We start from the raw sequence: 19,837 nt of genomic DNA on the forward strand, positions 1-19,837 counted from the left end.
AGGTGCCGCGGCAACTTCCATGCGCCTGACAAGCAAATTCGTTGCAATCAGCGCAGCCAGTGCGCTGCTCTGCGCAGCCGCGGCGCTCTGGATATTGCGATCCGGCGAACCGACACGCGCAACAGCGGCCTCCGGCGAGGTCCGCCCGGTGTGGACGGAAATCGACTGGCCTTTCGGCGCGGATCCCTGGGGGAAAGGAAAGGCGTTTCGCTGCAAGGCCGAAGATTGCGGCGGCGAGGTCCAGCTCTACGTTCGCCCCAAGCTCGGCTTTTGCAATTGCGCCACCGGCGTTGCCGACGACGGCGACCTCGAACAGATGGGCGACCTGGCGCTGATTGGGAAGGCAACGCCGACGGCTGCCGGCCGAGAGATCGTCGTCGGTCCGATGCGCGGCCGCAGCCGGGCATATCGCGTTGAGGGGAATCCGAAGGCCGCGCTCTCACTCGCCTTCAATCAACGCTGCGACATGGTGGCCGCGACGGCTTTGCTCTCACCGGGCGCGACCGCGTCACTGGAGCCGGCGGTGCTGTCATTCCTCAATAGCGACCGCATGCTGAAATGGGCTGAGATCGCGCTTGGGTTATGACTCAAAGCAATAGCTGAATTAAAGGCGACAATCTCGGCACGCGCCTTACCGCGCAGCCCTCAGGCCGATCTCCTCCAGCCGCGTCGCGAACCAGCGCGACATCGGCTGATCGAGGACGCCGCTGACATAGACCTCCGAGATCGTCACATGGTCCTTGTCCAGCACCAGCAGCACGCCGATCCAATACGCGAACCAGACATGCGCATCGGTCAGCGCCATCAGCTTGTGCTGGTCGTGGTCGAGTGCGGTGTGATTGCTCGCCTTGCGGATCTCCACGGTGAGCAAATTGTTCGGGATCTCGCGCTGATGCACGACGACGTCGGGGTAGATCGACTTGCCCAGATGATCATCGGTCGAGATGATGGTGCCGTGCGGCAGATGCAGCGTACGCTCGCCGAGCCGGTCGTAGTTGCAGTCGACCGACCAGCCGGAGAATTGCTTCTCCAGATGCACGGCGAAGCGGTGCGTGATGGCACGCTCGCCGATGTCCTTCGCGAACAGGAATGCTTCCTGGGCGTAGAAGTCCCGGAGCGCCGCGATCACCTTATTCAGCTCGGTCTGCATCTTGCCTCCGGGCCCTCGGCGCTCCTGATGCGGTGCCCTACATCTGGACTTCGATCAGCCGCGGCCCGGGCTCGGCGACGGCTTCGGCCAGCGCCTTGTTGAACTCGTCCGCGTTGGTGACGGCGCGGCCGGGCACGCCCATGCCCTTGGCCAGCGCCACGAAATCCAGCGTCGGCCGGTCGAGACGAAGCATGTCATTGGCGCGCTGGCCGGGCTCGCCAGCGCCGACATTGTCGAACTCGCCGCGCAGGATCTGGTAGATGCGATTGGCGAACACGATGGTGACGATGTTGAGGTTTTCTCTCGCCTGCGTCCACAGCGACTGGATCGTGTACATCGCGCTGCCGTCGCCGACCATGCAGATCACCTTGCGGTCCGGGCAGGCGATCGCGGCGCCGATCGAGAGCGGCGTCGAGAAGCCGATCGAGCCGCCCATGTTCTGGAGCCAGTCATGCGGAGCAGCCGCCGCGGTCGGCGGGAAGAAGGCGCGCCCGGTGGTGAGGGATTCGTCGACCAGGATCGCATTCTCGGGAATCGCATAGGCGATCGACTGGGCGATCGAGGCGTGGGTCAATGCGCCGGTCGGCTTGAGCAGCTCGGCCGCGGCCTGCGGCTTGACGTCCTTCGCGCTGGCCTTCACCGCGCCGGCGAGCGCTTCCAGCGCCGCGACCGAATTCTCACCCCAGGAGGTCATGCGATGCACGTCGCAACCCTCGGGCTTGAGGATGCTCGGCTTGTTCGGATAGGCGAAGAACGCCACGGGATCGTCGGACTCGACCAGCACGATATGGCGGAACCTCGCCAGCATCTGCAGCGCGTTGTCGATCACGTAGTGGATACGATCGATCGAGAAGCGGCCGCGGCCGCGCGCCATCCTGGGACGGAAGGTCGGGCCCATCACGGTGCAGCCGGTCTTGGCGGCGATACGCTCGGCCAGCGCCAGGCCCTGCTCGCTCAGCGCACTGCCGGTCATCAGCAGCAGCGTGCCCTCGCCGTCGCCGTGCAGGATCTTGGCGGCCTGATCGACCGCCTGCGGCGAATAGCTCGCGCGCTGCTGCTCGGCCGGAACCTCGGCGATGCCGTCCGCTTCGTTCCAGGCGGTGTCGGCGGGCAGGATCAGGGTCGCGATCTGCGGCGGCGCGCTCTTGGCGGCGGCGATCGCCGCGGCACCATCGGCGGCGACCGATTTGGAGTTCGGCGAGGTCCGGACCCAGGACGACATCGGCCGGGCCAGGCCCTCGATGTCGGAGGTCAGCGGCGCGTTGTAGCCGATGTGGTAGACGGCGTGCTGGCCGACGATGTTGACGATGCCGGAATTCGCTTTCTTGGCGTTGTGCAGATTGGCCAGGCCGTTGGCGAGACCGGGACCGAGATGCAGCAGCGTCGAGGCCGGCGTGCCCTTCATGCGGAAATAGCCGTCGGCGGCGCCGGTCACCACGCCTTCGAACAGGCCGAGCACGCAACGCATGCCGGGCACGCGGTCGAGCGCTGCGACAAAATGCATCTCGGAGGTGCCGGGGTTGGAGAAGCAGACGTCGACCCCGCCCTTGACCATCGTCCGCACCAGACTTTCCGCACCGTTCATCCGTCAGCTCCCGCAACCGGCAATGTTCCAACAATCCGTCCGATCAATCATTGTTCGCTCGTCTCGTCAAAGCAATAGCCGGCATCGCCGCCCTGCGATGCGCCCGTTTGGCTAATGCTTTCCGGCAAATTGGCATGGTTGCCGATTTGGTAACGCCATTCATTAAGGATGCCTCCCTCACGGTGCCGTGGCTTGCGGAAAGCTCGCAAATATGGCCTGTGACTTCAGTTGAATCGATTTTTTTGCTGGGGGAAACAATGATCCGGTTTTTTGCCGCGCCGATTGCCGCCATCGCACTGCTGTCGGCGACCGCCGGCGGCGCCTTCGCCGAGGAGTTCGACTCCCGCGACATCATGGGCGGCGGCCCGAATTTCTTCCGCGGCGGCTCGAGCCCGGTTCCCCGCACCACCGTCATGTACAACGGCAATTACGCCCCCGGCACGATCGTGGTGAACACCTCGGAGCGCCGGCTCTATCTGGTGCTCCAGAACGGTCAGGCCCTGCGCTACGGCATCGGTGTGGGCCGCGACGGCTTCCGCTGGGGCGGCGTGCACAGGATCACCGCCAAGAAGGAATGGCCGGACTGGACGCCGCCGTCGCAGATGCTGGCCCGCCGGCCGGACCTGCCGCGTCACATGAAGGGCGGCGTCGAGAATCCGCTCGGCGCGCGCGCGATGTATCTGGGCTCGACGCTCTACCGCATCCACGGCTCCAACGAGCCGGAGACGATCGGCCAGGCGGTGTCCTCGGGCTGCTTCCGCATGACCAACGACGACGTCACCGACCTCTACGGCCGCGTCGGGGTCGGCACCACCGTGGTCGTGCTGAACAACTAGCAGGAACCGGCGAGCGCGTGGATATGCGGTCTTGTGCGTCGGTTCCGAATACGGCAGCGTCGCCTGGCAATGAGCGCATTGGCCCCGTCTTCGTCCGGCTTTCGCATCGCCCTGCTGGCGCTCGCCACCGTCGCGTTTGCCCCTGACACCGCTACCATCGCCGTCGCGGGCGAATTGCCCGCGATCGCCTCGCGCCAGCGCGCCGAGAAGAAGAGCTTTACCGACGGCGAAATCGTCGATGGCTTTCTGAAGACGGCGTTCGGCGCCGAATACCATCTTGCCGGCCGCGTCGACCGCATCCGCAAGTTCGACGGACCGGTGCGCGTGTTCGCCGAGAGCGACCGCGCCGACCGCAAGGCGCAGCTCGCAAAGGTCGTGGCCGATATCGGCAAGCGCGTGCAGCATCTCGACATCGCCATGATCGACAGCAGCGAGGCCGCAAATGTGCGGGTGAAGCTCGTGCGCGACCGCGATCTGTTCCGCACCATCTCAAGCTTCTACGGTGCGGAGAAGGCCCGCGAGATCCGCACCTCGCTCGATCCGCAATGCCTGTCCGGCTTCCGCAAGAACGACAATTTCGAGATCGAGCATTCCGACGTCATCCTCACGGTCGACAACGGCGATTTCACCTTCCTCGACTGCGCCTATGAGGAGCTGCTGCAATCGCTCGGCCCGATCAACGACACCGCGACCGTGCCCTGGACCATGTTCAACGACAACGTCTCGATGGGCTATTTCGACGTCTACGACCAGTACATTCTCAACCTGCTCTACGATCCCCGCATCAAGGCCGGCATGACCATACAGGAGGTCAAGGCGGTGCTGCCCGGCGTGCTCACCGATGTGCGCATTTGGGTGAGGCGCGTGAACGATCTGAAGGAATGAGGCGCTCTTCCCCCGCAAGGGAGAAGAGAAAGCAGTCACACCTTCCTCGCCTTCGACATCAAAAATTGCTGGCGCATCACGTTGTTGCTTCCGTCGTAATATTCGGAAATCAGCGCCTCGAACTCGTTGCGAAAACTCCGCAGCCTGTCCGGTTCGTCCTTGTACTGGGCAATGAGCTTGATCAAAGGGCCGATCGTCGTTTCCATGGTGCGGCGGAAATGCTGCGGGCTGAGTGCGGACGGCGTCATGATGTCCATGTCGAAGGCGACGTCCTTCACTTTCCCTGCGAGACGTTCGGCGACGATCTTGGGATCGCCCCACGACACCGGTGATGCCACGCCCTCGGGCGGCGGCAGATGGCGGCCGATCAGCGCGAACATCCGTCCGACATAGAGATGCGGCGGCCAGGTGGAGAAGGCGATGGTGCCGCCGGGCTTCAGCACGCGCAGCATCTCGCCGATGGCGACCTCGGGACGCGGCGCGAACATATGGCCGAACTGGCTGAGCACCACGTCGAACTCGTTGTCGCCATAGGGCAGGCTTTCGGCGTCGCCTTCGGCGAAGTCGACGTCGAGGTTCGCCAGCCGCGCGTGCTCGCGGGCACGTTCGATCAGGACCGGCGACAGGTCGAGACCCCTGACCTTCGCACCGCGGCGCGCCGCCGTGATCGCGGCGACGCCGGTGCCGCATCCGACGTCGAGCAGCCTTTGGCCGGTCGCGACCCCGGCGAAGCTCACGAGCTTGGCGGCCGAGGGGGTCGTGAACACTTCCATCGGCGTGAACAGCGACCAGGCTTCCTTCTGGACGGCCTTGAAACCAGCAAACGGGTCTTGATCGGGCATGGAACTCTCCGTTCGCTCGATGTCGGCCTTCATGAGGCTGACGACGGATGCCAAAGGTTCAACGCGGTCCCATGACGGCGACGGCTTCGCCTCCTTGGCGCTCCTATTGCACGAGATCGGCGACGATGGTCGCAGCCTTGAGGCCGGTGCCGGTGAGGACGGCGACCGTGGTCTCGTTCGCCTTGATGGCACCGGTGGCGGATAGTTTGTCCAGCGCGGCGGCAGCACTGGCGCTGGTCGGCTCGGCGAACAGGCCCTGCCGCGCCAAGCGCCGCAGCGCGGCGACGATCTCATCCTCGGTGAGCGCGACGGTGCCGCCGCCGCTCTCGCGCAACGCGCCGATGATCTCGCGCAGGCGCAGCGGATGCTTGATCGCGGTGCCTTCGGCGATGGTCTTGTTGACCTCGCGGGCGACAGGCGTGTCGACGCCCGCCTTGAAGCTCGCATCGATCGGCGAGCAATTGAGCGGCTGCGCCGCAAACAGGCGCGGCAGCCTGGTGATCTGGCCGGCTTTCAACAGCTCACGGAAACCAAAGGCGCAACCGAGCAGAGAGCTGCCGGCGCCGACCGGCACGATGACGTTGTCCGGGGCGCGAAAGCCAAGGTCTTCCCAGATCTCATAGGCGAGCGACTTGGTGCCTTCGAGAAAGAACGGCTGCCAATTGTGGCTGGCATAGAAGGTCTGGCTCGACTGCCGGATCGCCTCGGCCTCCGATTCCTCGCGCGGGCCCTCGACGAGCTGCACCGCCGCGCCATAGGCGCGGACCTGCGCGATCTTGGCCGGCGACGTCGATGCCGGCGCCAAAATCTTCACGCGCATGCCGCCGGCGGCACCTAACCCCGCCATCGATGAGCCGCCATTGCCGGACGAATCCTCCAGAATGGCGTCGACGCCGATCTGACGAAGGAAGGACAGCATTACGGCGGAGCCCCGGTCCTTGAAGCTGCCGGTCGGGTTGAACCATTCGAGCTTGAAGAACGGGCGCAGCTCGCCCCAGGCCTGCTGCACCAGCGGCGTGCAGCCTTCGCCGAGCGTGATCGGAGTCGTGATCTCGACCGGCAGCGCCGCCCGGTAGCGCCAGAGCGAGCGCGTGCGCGGCTCGATCTCCTCCCGCGATATCCCGGCCCCCGGCGTCACCAGCAGCGGCGTGCGCTCGTCCGAGCACCAGCGCGGCTGGTCCAGCGGATAGAGCTTTCCGTTGCGAGGGTCGATGTAGGTAGCGGCGGACATGGCGGTCTCCCGGGCAGGCGATAGGGCAAAGGCGATCTGGGCGTTTGGTTTGATGACACGTTTTGTCCGGAAACTCGACGCCCGCCACGCCAACCGCGCGGCGCCTCTTGAAAACTAGAAAACCATAATTAGTTCATAAGCTTACTGCGATAGCGGCGGGATCCGCCAGTGCGGTGGCGTGGCACTTGGGCAGGCGCCGCCGGGTTGCGGGATGACGGGAATTTGGCCGCGAGCCGCCCCGCCCCGCGCAGCACGATTAACTTGTCTGTCGCGACTGCCCGCTACAATATGTTGGATTGAGCTCGCGCCGCCGGTGTTCCGCATCGGCAGCGCGACGAGCCAAGGCCCGTCCGAGCGGCGGGCCGTTGGCTTTTTAGGAGTTTGGTCATGAGCCGTGCGAACCGTACCGACCACATCCGCCTCACCTCCCATCCGGAGCCGGGCAGGACAGCTGCCTTCCCGATCCACTGGGGCGCCGCCGACGCACGGGCCCGCGGGCCGATCATCGGCACGGTGTCGCGCGCCGGGGATCGCAACGTGATCGGCAGCCATGGCGGCTCCTATGCGATGTACCGCGCGCTCGCGGTGTCCGCCGGGGCGCTCGATCCAATCCGACGCCCCGATCTCACCAACACGTTTCCGGCCGCGACCATCGGCCCGTTTCCGCAATGGAGCGATCCAGCCAAGATCGTCGCGCTCGATCCCTGGGGGCATCTCGTCGCCGAGAATTTCGGCAAGGACATCGCCGAAGGCATCGACATCAGGCCGAGCATCGCGGTGACGCGGGCGCGGCTGGACCTGCCGGAGATCCGCGAGGCGCTCGCCGCCAAGCGCCTGCGCGCCGACGGCGACGTCGTGCATGCCAATGGCAGCGTGTCGGTGGTGAAGATCGCGATCGATCCGGTCTGGTATCTGCCGGGCCTTGCGGAGCGCTTTGCGACCAGCGAGACCGAGCTGCGGCGCACGCTGTTCGAGCAGACCGCCGGCATGTTCCCCGAGCTGGTGACCCGGCCGGACATGAAAGTGTTTCTGCCGCCGATCGGCGGCACCACCGTCTACATGTTCGGCGACGTTACCAAGCTGCCGGACCATCGCACCAAGATTACCTGCCGCGTGCATGACGAGTGCAACGGCTCCGACGTGTTCGGCTCCGACATCTGCACCTGCCGCCCCTACCTCATTCACGGCATCGAGGAATCCGCGCGCGGCGCGCAGGAGGGCGGGCTCGGGCTCGTGATCTACAACCGCAAGGAAGGCCGCGCGCTCGGCGAGGTCACGAAATTCCTGGTCTACAACGCGCGCAAGCGCCAGGAAGACGGCGATGCCGCCGCCGCCTATTTCGAGCGCACCGAATGCGTCGCCGGCGTCCAGGACGCGCGCTTCCAGCAATTGATGCCCGACACCATCCACTGGCTCGGCCTGAAGCGCATCGACCGCTTCCTCTCGATGAGCGACATGAAGCATGACGCATTGACCTCGCAGGGCATCGACATCGTCGAGCGCGTGCCGATCCCGCCCGAGCTCATTCCCGCCGATGCCTATGTCGAGATCGCCGCGAAGAAGGCCGCCGGCTATTACTCCACCGACATCGCGCCGGAGAAGGACGTCGATGGCGTGGTCGGGCGTTCGCTGGCAAAATACTGATCGATTGATGGCAGACGCTCTGGAATTGCCGGCCCGTTCGCTGCTCAGCGCAGCAGCGGTTCGCGCGCGTGCCGGCGAGATGTTCGAGATCGGCCTGAACGACGGGCTGACGCATTTCACGATCGATCTCGATCGCATGAATGGCGTTGCCGACGCCGTTCTCGCCGTGACGCGCGAGGCCTATCCGACGCTGGAGATTCCGTTCCATGCGCGCTGGCGGCATTTCGTGCTCGGCGGCGTCGATCGCTGGGCGCGGCTTGCGGATGCGGCGCCGTGGCCCCATCGCGCGGCACGGGCACGCGCGGAGTTCGACCTTGCCATCGTCAGCGTGCTGCTCGATGCCGGCGCGGGTGCGGCGTGGCGATACCGCGACGCCGTGACGGGACGGAGCATCGGCCGATCCGAAGGACTTGCGATTGCAAGCCTCGACATGTTCGCGAGCGGTCTTTTTTCCCGCGATCCCCGCGCACCCTTCAGGGCCGATGCGGACATCCTTGCTAAACTGCCCCTCGCCTCCCTCACCTCCGCCTTTCAGCTGAGCGATGCCAATCCGCTGCTCGGGCTCGAAGGGCGGACGGATCTGCTGCGACGCCTGGGCAAGCTGGTGACGGAGCGCGCGGACGTGTTCGGCGCGCACGATACGCCGCGGCCGGGCGGGTTGTTCGATCACATCGCGGCACAGGCGAAGGGCGGCGCTGTTCCCGCACCCGCGATTCTGTCGGCGGTGCTGAACCAGCTCGGACCGATCTGGCCGTCGCGACTGGAGCTTGCCGGAATTCCGCTCGGCGATTGCTGGCGCCATCCGGCAATCAAGGCCAGCGATGCGACCTCGGGCCTCGTGCCCCTGCACAAGCTGTCGCAATGGCTGAGCTACTCGCTGATCGAGCCGCTCCAGCGCGCCGGGTTTGACGTCACCGACATCGACGGCCTGACCGGGCTTGCCGAATACCGCAATGGCGGCCTGTTCGTCGATCACGAGGTGTTGCGCCTGCGCGACGCCGCCGACGCCGAACGTGCGCATGCGGTGGACTCCCTGCTCGTCGTCGAGTGGCGCGCGCTGACGGTGGCGCTGCTGGACCGGCTCGCCGAACTGGTCCGCGCCAAACTCGGCCGCACTCCTGAGACATTGCCGCTCGCCAGCATTCTGGAAGGCGGCACCTGGGCCGCGGGCCGCGCCATCGCCTTCGCGCGGCGCCCCGACGGTTCGCCGCCGCTGAAGGTGATCAGCGACGGGACCGTTTTCTAACGCGTAATCCAGACGCGTCGCATTGCGCATCGATCAATTTCAGGAGCATCCCGTCATGCAAGGCGTCACGATCGTCGATCATCCGCTGGTGCAGCACAAGCTGACCCTGGTGCGGGACAAATCGATTTCGACCAAATCGTTTCGGGAGCTGATCAAGGAGATCGGCATGCTCCTGTGCTACGAGGTGACGCGCGACCTGCCGCTCACCGATACCGTTATCGAAACGCCGCTGGCGACGATGCATTCGGCCAAGATCGCGGGCAAGAAGCTGGTCTTCGTGCCGATGCTGCGCGCCGGCACCACCTTCGTCGACGGCATGATGGATCTGGTGCCGACGGCGCGCGTCGCACATATCGGCCTCTATCGTGAGCCGCACAGTTTTGCGGCGGTCGAATACTTCTTCAAGTCGCCGTCCGATCTCAGCGAACGCCTGGCGATCGTGGTGACGCCGGTCGTTGCGACCGCCAACACGGCTGTGGCCGCAATCGACCGGCTGAAGGAGCGCGGCGCCAAGGACATTCGCCTCGCCTGCCTGATCGCCGCCCCCGAAGGGCTCGAACGGCTGCGCGGACTGCATCCGGACGTCCCGATCTGGACGGCCGCAGTCGACGAAGGTCTCGACGAGAACGGCTTTATCCTGCCGGGCCTCGGCGACGCCGGCGACCGCGCCTACGGCACAAGATAAGCGTCGGCCTGCAAACCGCGTCACATTAGGAACAGCTTCGCTCGCGCAAGGTTTTCCTGCTCTACCATGGAGAGCACGATGACCTACCAGGATGACCGCAGAGCAGACAGAGCACGCCGCAACAGCCCGGTGGGCTGGGCGATCGGGGCGATCTTCGTGATCGCTGTAGTCGCAGCCGTCTTCTTCTACAATGGACGCGACGTCGGTCCGCAGACCACAACCACCACTCCGAACAACGCTCCGAGCGTCACCACGGGCTCAACCAATCCGACCGCCCCGGCAAAGTGATACGAGGCCGCTCCGTCAGGTCGGCGGCCGCGGAGGCAGATCCTTCGCATCCGCGGGCGCGGGCTTCTCCTTGAGGTCGGCGATCAACCGTTCCATTTCGCCGATCTCCCGCACCTGGGCTTCGATGATGTCGTCGGCCAGCTTGCGGACTCGGGGATCCCTGATGTGCGCGCGCTCGCTGGTGAGAACCGCGATGGAATGATGCGGGATCATCGCCTCCATATAGGCAACGTCGGTCACGGTCTGCTGGCTACGAACGAGCCAGAGCGAAACCGCAAACACGACAGCGCTGGCAGCCAGAATGGCGACGTTCGCCGTACGGTTCCTGTACATGCCCCACATGAAAGCGAGCATCACGGCGGCCATGACCGCGCCCATTAGCAACGCCATCCACGTCCGGGTCTGGCTGTACCAGACGTGATCCAGAGCGAAGGTGTTGAGATACATCAGAGCGAACATGATCACGGTGGAAGCCGCGATCATCGTGACGAAACGACCGTAAGCCATGAGGAACTTCCCGCTGTCTATCGGGGATAACCAGACCCCGACGGATCGTTCCTCGCCGATTGGTGATTTGGCGCGGGGCCCGACGCGTCGGCGGCAAGAGATTCAGATCTTGCCGCTGCCGCAGATCCCCTTCAGCGCCTGCCACTCCGCATCCGTCAGCAGCGGCGGGCCGCTAGCGGGGCGATCCTCCTTCGTCATGCGCGCGAGGCGGTCCTCGGTCAGCGGATGGCTCGCCAGGATCGACGGGAGGCCGCCGCCTTCCTTGCCGGTGATGCGGAACATCAATTCGGCTGCAGGCTTCGGCGAACGGCCGAGCTTGTGCATGATCTCGATGGCAAACGTATCCGCAGCGGTCTCGGCTTCGCGCGAATAGGACGCCTCGACCACGCTGCGCGAGGCGAAGATCACGGCGCTCGAGCCGGTGACGTCGCCGAACAACAGGCCGATCAGGAACGAGGTGCCGCCGTTATAGATCAGGCCGCGCATGTTGTCGTAATGCTTGAGATGACCGAGCTCGTGGGCGAGGATGCCGGCAAGCTCGTCCGGGCTTTCGGCCTTGTCGAGCAGGCCCTTCAGCACGAAGACCTTGCCGCCCGGCAGCGCGAACGCGTTCGGCACCGGAGTCGGCAGCACGCCCGCGGTCATGGAATCGTCGTCCAGGCCGGCGGCATCGCGTAGCCGATTGACCAGCTTGATGAAGGCCGCCTTCCCCGCCGCATCCTCGCACGCATTGCGGCCGAAGATGGTCTTCACCTGAACCTCCGACGCATCGCCAATACGGCGCTCGATCGGTTTCGGCACCAGCGGCGCGAGGCGGTCGGCAGCGAGCGGCACCCCGAACAGCACGACGCAGACGATGGAGACGGCGGCTGCCATCGACCAGCCGACGATCTTTGCGACGCCACGGCGCGAGGTCTGGTGGTCGTCGAGCCGCATGCAGCGCGCGGTCACGTCTGAGGCGAGCACAGCGTCGCGGATTTCCAGCCGCGCCAGCGGCGGCGCGGAAGCGCAGGCGAGCCGCAAAATGCCAGGCGGGCTGTCGGCCCGGCGGATGTCGGCATAGGCCCAGCGAACGGGCGCACCCTCTTCGAGAATCTCGAGCGCGTCACTGAGCGTCAGCGTCACCTGCCGCCTGCGGCTCGACACGCCGTCGAAGAAGATGGTCGGCTTTGCGGATTGCGCCGGGGCCTCAGCGAATACGTCACTCACAGCTCAGAATCCCGCGACATCGAGTCCATCGGCAAAGCCTTCGCCCAGCGCGCTGGCAAGCTCGGCGCTGCCGCGCACATCCGCGGCTGCGGCGATGTTGTGCACATCGACCGTTTCCAGCACCTTGGCCCAGAGATCGCGCTGGAGATAGACCCGCATGACGATGTTGAGGGCCAGGGCTAGAGCGAGGTAGCCGATGACCATCATCACCAGTGTCGGGATGCTCTTGCCGGCATTGCCGGGCCCCAACGCCTGCTCGACCGAAAGACCACTCAGCGTGACCACGAGCATGGTCGCTCCGCCGATATAGGCGGCGAAGATGGCCGAGAGCAGCGTCCACCAGCCGATCACTTTCCAGTACAGGCCGTAGAATGCGTTGTGCGGCAGTTGCGAGGACAGGCTGACGTCGCCGATGCGGATGCCGTCGAGCCACCAGCGCCACTCGCGCGCCTTGAATTCGGCATAGAAGAACGGCGCCAGCGGAAAGATCACCATTGCAATCGGGCTCAGCAGCCACAGCCACCAGGCGCGCTTGAAGAACGTCCAGCCGTCGGCTTTGAAATCGCCGCGCAAATCGCCGTAATGAGTGTGCCGCATCTTGTAGCGTTCGAGCGAGGCCTCGCGCCACGGCAATGCGAGCCCGAGCGTCAGGAACACCAGCAAGCCCCACAGCATGGCGCGGAACGAATAGGCCCAGCCCGATCCGTCCATCCAGAACCGCACGCCGCGCCAGACCGTGCGCGTCAGGCGATAGCGCCGCGCGCGAAAGATCGCAAACTGACCGAAGGCGTAGAAGCTGATGAACAGCGGCGTCGAGGCAAAGCCCTGCCAGCGCTCGAACTCGATACCGACAAGGAAGTAAGCGAGGTAGATCGGCACCAGGATCGCGAGCGCGAACAGGAAGCCGACCAGGAGCTCCTTGGCCCGCCCGGTATATTCGGCGGCGTCGCCATCAACCGCGGTGTTCGCCCACAGATGACGGCGGATGTCGGTGACGAGCCAGAACCGGTAGAAGCCGAAGGTGACGAGCTCGAGCATGGCACCCTTGGTGACCAATTTGCGAAACTCGGTACGATTGCCGGTGAAATCGACCCGCGTGGGCGGCAGCGGCGGGGGTAAGGGTTCGGAGCCGATGGGGGCCCATTGCATGTCGTTCACGGCGGCAACCTCGGGGTGCGGACCTGGTTCGATCAAACTTATAGATCAGAGATTAGTCGATCCCCAAGATGGGCGGGTTCGATTTAGCTCGATTCCGGTCGATTTCTGGCACGATTCCACGGCCGAGGGCGTGCGCGAGATCACGTTGTCGGATCAATGGCCTCGTAGCCCGGATGGAGCGCAGCGCAATCCGTGACAGCGGCAGTGGCGGACCGAATCCCGGATTTCGCTCCGCTCCATCCGGGCTACATCACACCCATGTGGCAAAACTCGCCCTTGCTCCGGCGCAGACAACCGGCTGTAATTGCAAATCAAATACCGCAGCGCAGAATTCAACGAGAACGCGCGGTTCATGTCAGGGAGAGCGGTCATGCATGGGACCATCGAAAGCGCGTCGAAGCTCGACGCGTTACGCGCACGCGCAACGTCACTGCCGCTGGAGCAGTTCGATCCGGGCGACCCCGAGCTGTTCAGGACCGATACGTTCTGGCCCTATTTCGATCGCCTGCGCCGCGAAGATCCCGTGCACTATTGCAAGGACTCGATGTTCGGCCCGTATTGGTCGGTGACGCGCTACAACGACATCATGGAGATCGAGACCAATCATTCGGTGTTCTCCTCGGCCTCCTCGCTCGGCGGCATCACCATCCGCGACATCGATCCGGAACTGCGCCGCGAGAGCTTTATCTCTATGGACCCGCCGCGTCACGCGGCGCAGCGCAAGACCGTGGCGCCGATGTTCACGCCGACGCATCTGGACAATCTCGCGCTGAGCATCCGCAAGCGCTCGGCCGAGTGCCTGGACAATCTGCCGCGTGGCGAGGTGTTCGACTGGGTCGACCGCGTCTCGATCGAGCTCACCACGCAGATGCTCGCCGTGCTGTTCGACTTCCCCTGGGAGGACCGGCGCAAGCTGACGCGCTGGTCGGACATCGCGACCACCATTCCCGGACCCGACGGCCTCGTCGCCACCGAAGACGAGCGTCAGGCCGAGCTGACGGAATGCGCGGGCTATTTCGCGCGGCTGTGGAAGGAGCGCATCGAGCAGCCGCCCAAGAGCGACCTGTTGTCGATGATGGCGCATGGTGCCGCGACGCGCGACATGGACGCGAAGAACTTTCTTGGCAATCTCATCCTTTTGATCGTCGGCGGCAACGACACCACTCGCAACACCATGTCCGGATCGCTCGACGCACTCAGCCAGCATCCGGAGCAATATCGCAAGCTGCGCGAAAACCCCGCGCTGCTCGACAGCTTCGTGCCGGAAGTGATCCGCTGGCAGACGCCGCTGGCCCATATGCGCCGCACCGCGCTTGCGGACTTCGAGTTCCGCGGCAAGCAGATCAAGAAAGGTGACAAGGTCGTGATGTGGTACGTTTCGGGCAACCGCGACGCCGACGCGATCGAAAAGCCCTACGAATTCATCATTGACCGCGCCCGCCCGCGCACGCATCTCTCGTTCGGCTTCGGCATCCACCGCTGCGTCGGCTTGCGGCTTGCCGAACTCCAGCTCAAGATTATCTGGGAAGAGATCCTCAAGCGATTCGACCACATCGAGGTGGTCGGCGAACCCAAGCGGGTCTATTCGAGTTTCGTGAAGGGTCTCGAAACCTTGCCGGTGAAGATCGCGGCTTAGATTCGCAAAGATGAGTTCGACACGTCCACAAGGAAGCTGCGCCCCCTCTCCCGCACGCGGGAGAGGTTGAGCAAGCAACTGGAGCAACCACCATGAACATCCAAGCGCCGGTTCAAGTGGACAAGGCAGAACGCATGCGCAGGGCGCGCGAGGAGGCCTATGCGACCCCGCTGGCGCAGTTCCACCCGGGCGCGCCCAGGCTGTTCCAGGACGACACCCTGTGGCCGTGGTTCGAGCGGCTGCGCAACGAAGAGCCGGTGCATTACTGCACCAATGCGCCGATCGAGCCGTATTGGTCGGTGGTGAAGTACGACGACATCATGCATGTCGATACCAACCACGGCCTGTTCTCCTCCGATTCAACGCTCGGCGGCATCGGGATCCGCGACGTGCCGGAAGGTTATGACTGGCCGAGCTTCATCGCCATGGACCAGCCGCGTCACTCGTCGCAGCGCAAGACGGTGTCGCCGATGTTCACGCCGACGCATCTGGACGAGCTGGCAAAACTGATCCGCCAGCGCTCGCAGACCGTGCTGGACAATCTGCCGCGCAACGAGACCTTCAATTTCGTCGAGCGGGTCTCGATCGAGCTGACGACGCAGATGCTCGCCACCCTGTTCGACTTTCCCTGGGAAGAACGGCGCAAGCTGACGCGCTGGTCCGATGTCGCGACCGCGCTGCCCAAGAGCGGCATCGTGGCTTCGGCCGAAGAGCGCCGTCGCGAGATGGATGAATGCTACGCCTACATGTCCAAGCTCTGGAACGAGCGCGTCAACTCCGCCCCGCGCAACGATTTGCTGTCGCTGATGGCGCACAACGACGCCACGCGGTTCATGGATCCCGACAATCTCATGGGCAACATCATCCTGCTCATCGTCGGCGGCAACGATACCACGCGCAACACCATGACGGGCTCGGTGCTAGCGCTGAACGAGAACCCGGAGCAGTACGACAGGCTGCGCGCCAACCCGGAACTGATCGATTCCATGGTGCCCGAAGTGATCCGCTGGCAGACCCCGCTCGCGCATATGCGGCGCACCGCACTGCAGGACACTGAAGTTGGCGGCAAGCACATCAAGAAGGGCGACCGCGTCGTGATGTGGTACGTCTCCGGCAACCGCGACGAGGAGATGTTCGAGAGGCCGAACGAGTTCGTCATCGATCGCCCGCGGCCGCGCACCCACCTCTCCTTCGGCTTCGGCATCCACCGCTGCGTCGGCATGCGGCTTGCCGAGCTCCAGCTCAAGATCGTCTGGGAAGAGATGCTGAAGCGCTTCGACCGCATCGAGGTGGTCGGCGAGCCCAAGCGGATCTATTCGAGCTTCATCAAGGGATATGAGTCGCTGCCGGTGAGGATCCCGGGGTAGGCTCCACTGTCATGCCCCGCGCAGGCGGGGCATCCAGTACGCCGCGGCTTCTCGGCTGAAGCACTGCGGGCTCTGGAATACTGGATTGCCCGCCTTCGCGGGCAATGACACCGAGGGTGGATTAGGAGCGGACGACTCCACCCCAGCTATAAAATTCCGGCATGACAGTTCGCACAACATGCGATGGGTCGCACACGGCCTACTGTCCTAAACCGCACCGGCACATCTAACTCAACCTGATGTCCCACACGCCTTCCTTGCGGCAGGCGGCGACTTCCTCGCGCAGGAGGGCGGTGACGGCAACCGAGGCCGTCGAGACCGGACGGTCGATCGGAGAGGCGAATATGAGCTCGCGCGTCATCGGCTTAGAGACGACAGCCGTTTCCAGCCGCCCGTCCGCGACCTCGCCGTGGACCGACGAGGGCGGCAGCAGCGCGAAGCCGAGGCCTTCCTCGACGAGACTCGTGAGCACGCGGAACGAATCCGCTTCGAGCTGGACGTTGAGCTTGATCTTGCGTTGCGCCGCCGCGTGCTCGATCAGCGCGCGGAGACCGTGGGAATGACTGGGCAGCACCAGCCGTTGCCGCAGCAGCCAGCCGACATCGACGCTCTTCTTGCGCGCCAGACCACAACCGCGCGGACCCACCGCGACGATGTTGTCGCGACCGAGGCTTTCCACGTTGAGATGCAGATCGGCGGAGCGTCCGTAGAGGATGGCGAGATCCATCTCGCCGCGATGCAGCCATTCGACGAGATGGCCGCTGTAGCTCTCGACGATGCGCAGCGAAATGCCGGGAAACTTTTCGACGCAGCGCCGCGCAAAGCGCGCCGACAGCACGCAGCTCACGGTCGGGACCAAGCCGAGCACGACCTGGCCGGACGGCGGCCCCTTGGACGACTGGATGTCGTCGCGGATCTGGTCGATCTGCCGCACGATGCCCGAGGTGCGCGCCAGCAACAGGCGGCCGGCATCCGTGAGCACCATGCCGCGGCCGTTGCGGGTGAACAATTCGGTGCGCAGCTCGTGTTCCAGCAGCTTGATCTGCCTGGAGAGCGCCGGCTGCGCCACACGCAACGTGTCGGATGCCTTGGAGAGGCTGCCGAGCTCCGCCACGCAACTGAAGGTCCTGAGCTGACGGAAATCCATGCTTGCCAATCCTGGAAGGCTACTCCATACGCTATAGCAAATGAGCATAGGGGGCTGGCATTGTTTTCACAACGCCAGAGGATCGGCCGGCGTTATCCTAACTGCCGCACCCAACTGGAAACGCCATGAGCGAAGAACACCACACCGAAGATCACGCCGACATCCGCGAAGCCGTCGCAAAGCTCTGCGCGCAGTTTCCCGGCGAATACTGGCGCAAGCTCGACCGTGAGATGGCTTACCCCAAGGCCTTCGTCGACGCGCTGACCGAGGCCGGTTATCTCTCGGTGCTGATCCCTGAGGAATATGGCGGCGCGGGCCTGAAGCTTTCAGCGGCCGCCGCAATCCTCGAAGAGATCCAGCGCGCGGGCTGCAACGGCGGCGGCTGCCACGCCCAGATGTACACGATGGGCACCGTGCTGCGGCACGGCAATGACGAGCAGAAGGCAAAATACCTGCCGAAGGTCGCGAGCGGCGAATTGCGGCTGCAGGCCTTCGGCGTCACCGAGCCGACCAGCGGCACCGACACCACCTCGCTGAAGACTTTTGCGCGCAAGGACGGCAATGCCGGCTACGTCGTCAACGGCCAGAAGATCTGGACCAGCCGCGCCGAACATTCCGACCTGATGCTTCTGCTGGCGCGCACCACGCCGAAGGACCAGGTCAAGAAGCGCACGGATGGACTTTCGGTGTTCATCGTCGACATGCGCGAGGCCAAGAACAAGGGCCTCGAGATCCGCCCGATCCGCACCATGATGAACCACGCCACCACCGAAGTGTTCTTTACCGACATGAAGGTGCCGGCGGAGAATCTGATCGGCGAAGAGGGCAAGGGCTTTCGCTACATCCTCTCCGGCATGAATGCCGAGCGCATCCTCATCGCGGCCGAATGCGTCGGCGACGCCAAATGGTTCATCGCGAAGGCCACCAACTACGCCAAGGAGCGCAGCGTTTTCGGCCGGCCGATCGGCCAGAACCAAGGCATCCAGTTCCCGATCGCCAAGGCCTACGCCGCGATGCGCGCGGCCGAATTGATGGTGAAGGAAGCGACGCGCAAATACGAGGCCGGGCTCGACTGCGGCGCGGAGGCCAACATGGCAAAAATGCTCGCGGCCGATGCGTCGTGGGAAGCGGCGAATGCCTGCGTCCAGACCCATGGCGGCTTCGGCTTCGCCGAGGAGTACGACGTCGAGCGCAAATTCCGCGAGACGCGGCTCTATCAGGTGGCGCCGATCTCGACCAACCTCGTGCTGTCCTTCATCGCCGAGCACGTGCTCGGCATGCCCCGCTCGTACTGAGGCAGCACCATGGGAGCACTTGACGGGATCAGGGTGATCGCGGTCGAGCAGGCGGTGGCGGCCCCGTTCTGCTCGTCGCGGCTGGCGGATGCCGGCGCGGAAGTGATCAAGATCGAGCGGCCCGAAGGCGATTTCGCCCGCGGCTATGATGCGGCGGCCAAGGGCCAGAGCAGCTATTTTGTGTGGCTCAACCGCGGCAAGCAATCGGCGGTGGTCGATCTCGCCACCAAGGAAGGCTGCGCCGAGCTGGAGCGACTGATCGCAAGCGCCGACGTGCTGATCCAGAATCTCAAGCCGGGCTCGATGGACAAGCTCGGCTTTTCGCGCGAGCGGCTGCTGAAGGACTATCCAAAACTGATCTCGTGCACGATCACCGGCTATGGCGACGAGGGCCCCTATGCGCACCGCAAGGCCTATGATTTGCTGATCCAGGCCGAGAGCGGCCTTGCCTCGATCACCGGCAATCCCGACGGCGCCTCACGGGTCGGCATGTCGATCGTCGACGTCGCGACCGGCGCGACCGCGCATGCGGCGATTTTGGAAGCCCTGATCGGACGCGGACGCACCGGCAAGGGCGCCGACATCCGCATCTCCATGTTCGACGTGATGGCGGACTGGTGCACCGTGCCGCTGCTCAACTCCGAGGCCGGCAATCCGCCCAAGCGCATGGGCCTGCGCCATCCCTCGATCGCACCCTACGGCGTGTTCACGTCCAGCGACGGCAAGGACATCCTGATCTCGATCCAGAGCGAGCGCGAGTGGAAGACGCTTTGCGCAAAAGTGCTGGACCAGCCGAATCTGCCCGCCGATTCCCGCGTTGCCAACATGGTCGAGCGCGTACGCAACCGCGACTTCACCGACAAGACGGTCGCGGATGCCTTCGGCAAGATGACGCGCGATGAGCTGCTGAGGCGGCTGTCCGACGCCGACATCGCCTTTGCCGAGGTCAACACCATGGCCGACCTCACCAAGCATCCGCATCTGCGCCGCATCGAGGTCGACACGCCGCAGGGACGTGTCAGCTATCCCGCGCCGGCGCCGATCATCGTCGGCGAGACGCGCAGCTATGGTGCCGTGCCGGCGATCGGCGAAAATCCCCAATCCAAAAAATAACAAGAGCGAGGCG

General features: G+C 64.7%; 19 protein-coding genes. 11 read left to right on the plus strand and 8 right to left on the minus strand.

The genetic code is table 11. The annotated features are described in order from the left end of the window. Positions 1-19 precede the first annotated feature (19 nt). Entirely contained in the window at positions 20-586 is a 567-nt protein-coding gene (locus tag IVB45_RS31105; RefSeq protein WP_247358089.1) for a hypothetical protein, read from the plus strand. 45 nt (positions 587-631) lie between these two features. Here the strand turns inward: IVB45_RS31105 and IVB45_RS31110 are convergent, their stop codons facing one another. Both IVB45_RS31110 and IVB45_RS31115 read right to left on the minus strand, forming a co-directional pair. After that, positions 632-1,150: a hypothetical protein gene (locus tag IVB45_RS31110; protein WP_247358088.1), complete on the minus strand. Its 519-nt coding sequence runs from the start codon at positions 1,148-1,150 to the stop codon at positions 632-634. A 37-nt stretch (positions 1,151-1,187) separates the two neighbouring features. Then, positions 1,188-2,735, minus strand: a complete 1,548-nt coding sequence (locus IVB45_RS31115) for an acetolactate synthase large subunit (protein WP_247358087.1) — start codon at positions 2,733-2,735, stop codon at positions 1,188-1,190. A gap of 257 nt (positions 2,736-2,992) precedes the next feature. Here IVB45_RS31115 and IVB45_RS31120 point away from each other — a divergent pair, with 257 nt between their 5' ends. Both IVB45_RS31120 and IVB45_RS31125 read left to right on the plus strand, forming a co-directional pair. Continuing rightward, positions 2,993-3,571 carry a L,D-transpeptidase gene (locus tag IVB45_RS31120; protein WP_027565212.1) on the plus strand — a complete coding sequence of 193 codons (579 nt, stop codon included), beginning with the start codon at positions 2,993-2,995 and terminating at the stop codon, positions 3,569-3,571. Between the two features lie 69 nt (positions 3,572-3,640). Next, positions 3,641-4,456: a DUF2927 domain-containing protein gene (locus IVB45_RS31125; RefSeq protein WP_247358086.1), complete on the plus strand. Its 816-nt coding sequence runs from the start codon at positions 3,641-3,643 to the stop codon at positions 4,454-4,456. A 35-nt stretch (positions 4,457-4,491) separates the two neighbouring features. Here the strand turns inward: IVB45_RS31125 and IVB45_RS31130 are convergent, their stop codons facing one another. Together IVB45_RS31130 and IVB45_RS31135 are read right to left on the minus strand one after the other, a co-directional pair. Continuing rightward, a complete protein-coding gene (locus IVB45_RS31130; RefSeq protein WP_247358085.1) occupies positions 4,492-5,298 on the minus strand; it encodes a class I SAM-dependent methyltransferase in 807 nt (268 codons plus the stop codon). Positions 5,299-5,401: 103 nt separating this feature from the next. Beyond that, positions 5,402-6,529: a threonine synthase gene (locus IVB45_RS31135; RefSeq protein WP_247358084.1), complete on the minus strand. Its 1,128-nt coding sequence runs from the start codon at positions 6,527-6,529 to the stop codon at positions 5,402-5,404. Between the two features lie 387 nt (positions 6,530-6,916). Between IVB45_RS31135 and IVB45_RS31140 the strand changes: the two genes are divergently transcribed. The 4 genes from IVB45_RS31140 (at position 6,917) to IVB45_RS31155 (ending at position 10,392) form a co-directional block, all read left to right on the plus strand. Next, positions 6,917-8,173, plus strand: coding sequence for a GTP cyclohydrolase II (locus IVB45_RS31140; protein WP_247358083.1), 1,257 nt, complete (start codon positions 6,917-6,919; stop codon positions 8,171-8,173). A 7-nt stretch (positions 8,174-8,180) separates the two neighbouring features. Next, positions 8,181-9,419: a URC4/urg3 family protein gene (locus IVB45_RS31145; protein ID WP_247358082.1), complete on the plus strand. Its 1,239-nt coding sequence runs from the start codon at positions 8,181-8,183 to the stop codon at positions 9,417-9,419. Positions 9,420-9,474: 55 nt separating this feature from the next. Continuing rightward, positions 9,475-10,104: a uracil phosphoribosyltransferase gene (gene upp, locus IVB45_RS31150; protein WP_247358081.1), complete on the plus strand. Its 630-nt coding sequence runs from the start codon at positions 9,475-9,477 to the stop codon at positions 10,102-10,104. 78 nt (positions 10,105-10,182) lie between these two features. Then, a complete protein-coding gene (locus tag IVB45_RS31155; protein WP_247358080.1) occupies positions 10,183-10,392 on the plus strand; it encodes a hypothetical protein in 210 nt (69 codons plus the stop codon). A gap of 15 nt (positions 10,393-10,407) precedes the next feature. Here IVB45_RS31155 and IVB45_RS31160 read toward each other — a convergent pair whose 3' ends face one another. The 3 genes from IVB45_RS31160 to IVB45_RS31170 all read right to left on the minus strand — a co-directional run bounded on the left by IVB45_RS31160 (position 10,408) and on the right by IVB45_RS31170 (position 13,266). After that, positions 10,408-10,899: a DUF305 domain-containing protein gene (locus tag IVB45_RS31160; protein WP_247358079.1), complete on the minus strand. Its 492-nt coding sequence runs from the start codon at positions 10,897-10,899 to the stop codon at positions 10,408-10,410. A gap of 102 nt (positions 10,900-11,001) precedes the next feature. Beyond that, the gene (locus IVB45_RS31165; RefSeq protein WP_247358078.1) at positions 11,002-12,108 is read right to left on the minus strand and encodes a M48 family metallopeptidase; all 1,107 of its coding nucleotides are present in this window, start codon (positions 12,106-12,108) and stop codon (positions 11,002-11,004) included. Between the two features lie 3 nt (positions 12,109-12,111). Continuing rightward, entirely contained in the window at positions 12,112-13,266 is a 1,155-nt protein-coding gene (locus tag IVB45_RS31170; RefSeq protein WP_247358077.1) for a YjgN family protein, read from the minus strand. A 370-nt stretch (positions 13,267-13,636) separates the two neighbouring features. Between IVB45_RS31170 and IVB45_RS31175 the strand changes: the two genes are divergently transcribed. After that, positions 13,637-14,902, plus strand: coding sequence for a cytochrome P450 (locus IVB45_RS31175; RefSeq protein ID WP_247358076.1), 1,266 nt, complete (start codon positions 13,637-13,639; stop codon positions 14,900-14,902). 92 nt (positions 14,903-14,994) lie between these two features. Next, positions 14,995-16,269: a cytochrome P450 gene (locus IVB45_RS31180; protein WP_247358075.1), complete on the plus strand. Its 1,275-nt coding sequence runs from the start codon at positions 14,995-14,997 to the stop codon at positions 16,267-16,269. 226 nt (positions 16,270-16,495) lie between these two features. Here the strand turns inward: IVB45_RS31180 and IVB45_RS31185 are convergent, their stop codons facing one another. Continuing rightward, on the minus strand, positions 16,496-17,416 hold the full coding sequence (locus IVB45_RS31185) for a LysR substrate-binding domain-containing protein (protein ID WP_027565224.1): 921 nt from the start codon (positions 17,414-17,416) through the stop codon (positions 16,496-16,498). 125 nt (positions 17,417-17,541) lie between these two features. Here IVB45_RS31185 and IVB45_RS31190 point away from each other — a divergent pair, with 125 nt between their 5' ends. After that, complete coding sequence (locus IVB45_RS31190; protein WP_007614510.1) at positions 17,542-18,711, plus strand: acyl-CoA dehydrogenase family protein; 1,170 nt, start codon at positions 17,542-17,544, stop codon at positions 18,709-18,711. 9 nt (positions 18,712-18,720) lie between these two features. Then, entirely contained in the window at positions 18,721-19,824 is a 1,104-nt protein-coding gene (locus IVB45_RS31195; protein ID WP_247282457.1) for a CaiB/BaiF CoA-transferase family protein, read from the plus strand. Positions 19,825-19,837: the final 13 nt, after the last annotated feature.

The organism is Bradyrhizobium sp. 4, assembly GCF_023100905.1.
Classification (GTDB): domain Bacteria; phylum Pseudomonadota; class Alphaproteobacteria; order Rhizobiales; family Xanthobacteraceae; genus Bradyrhizobium.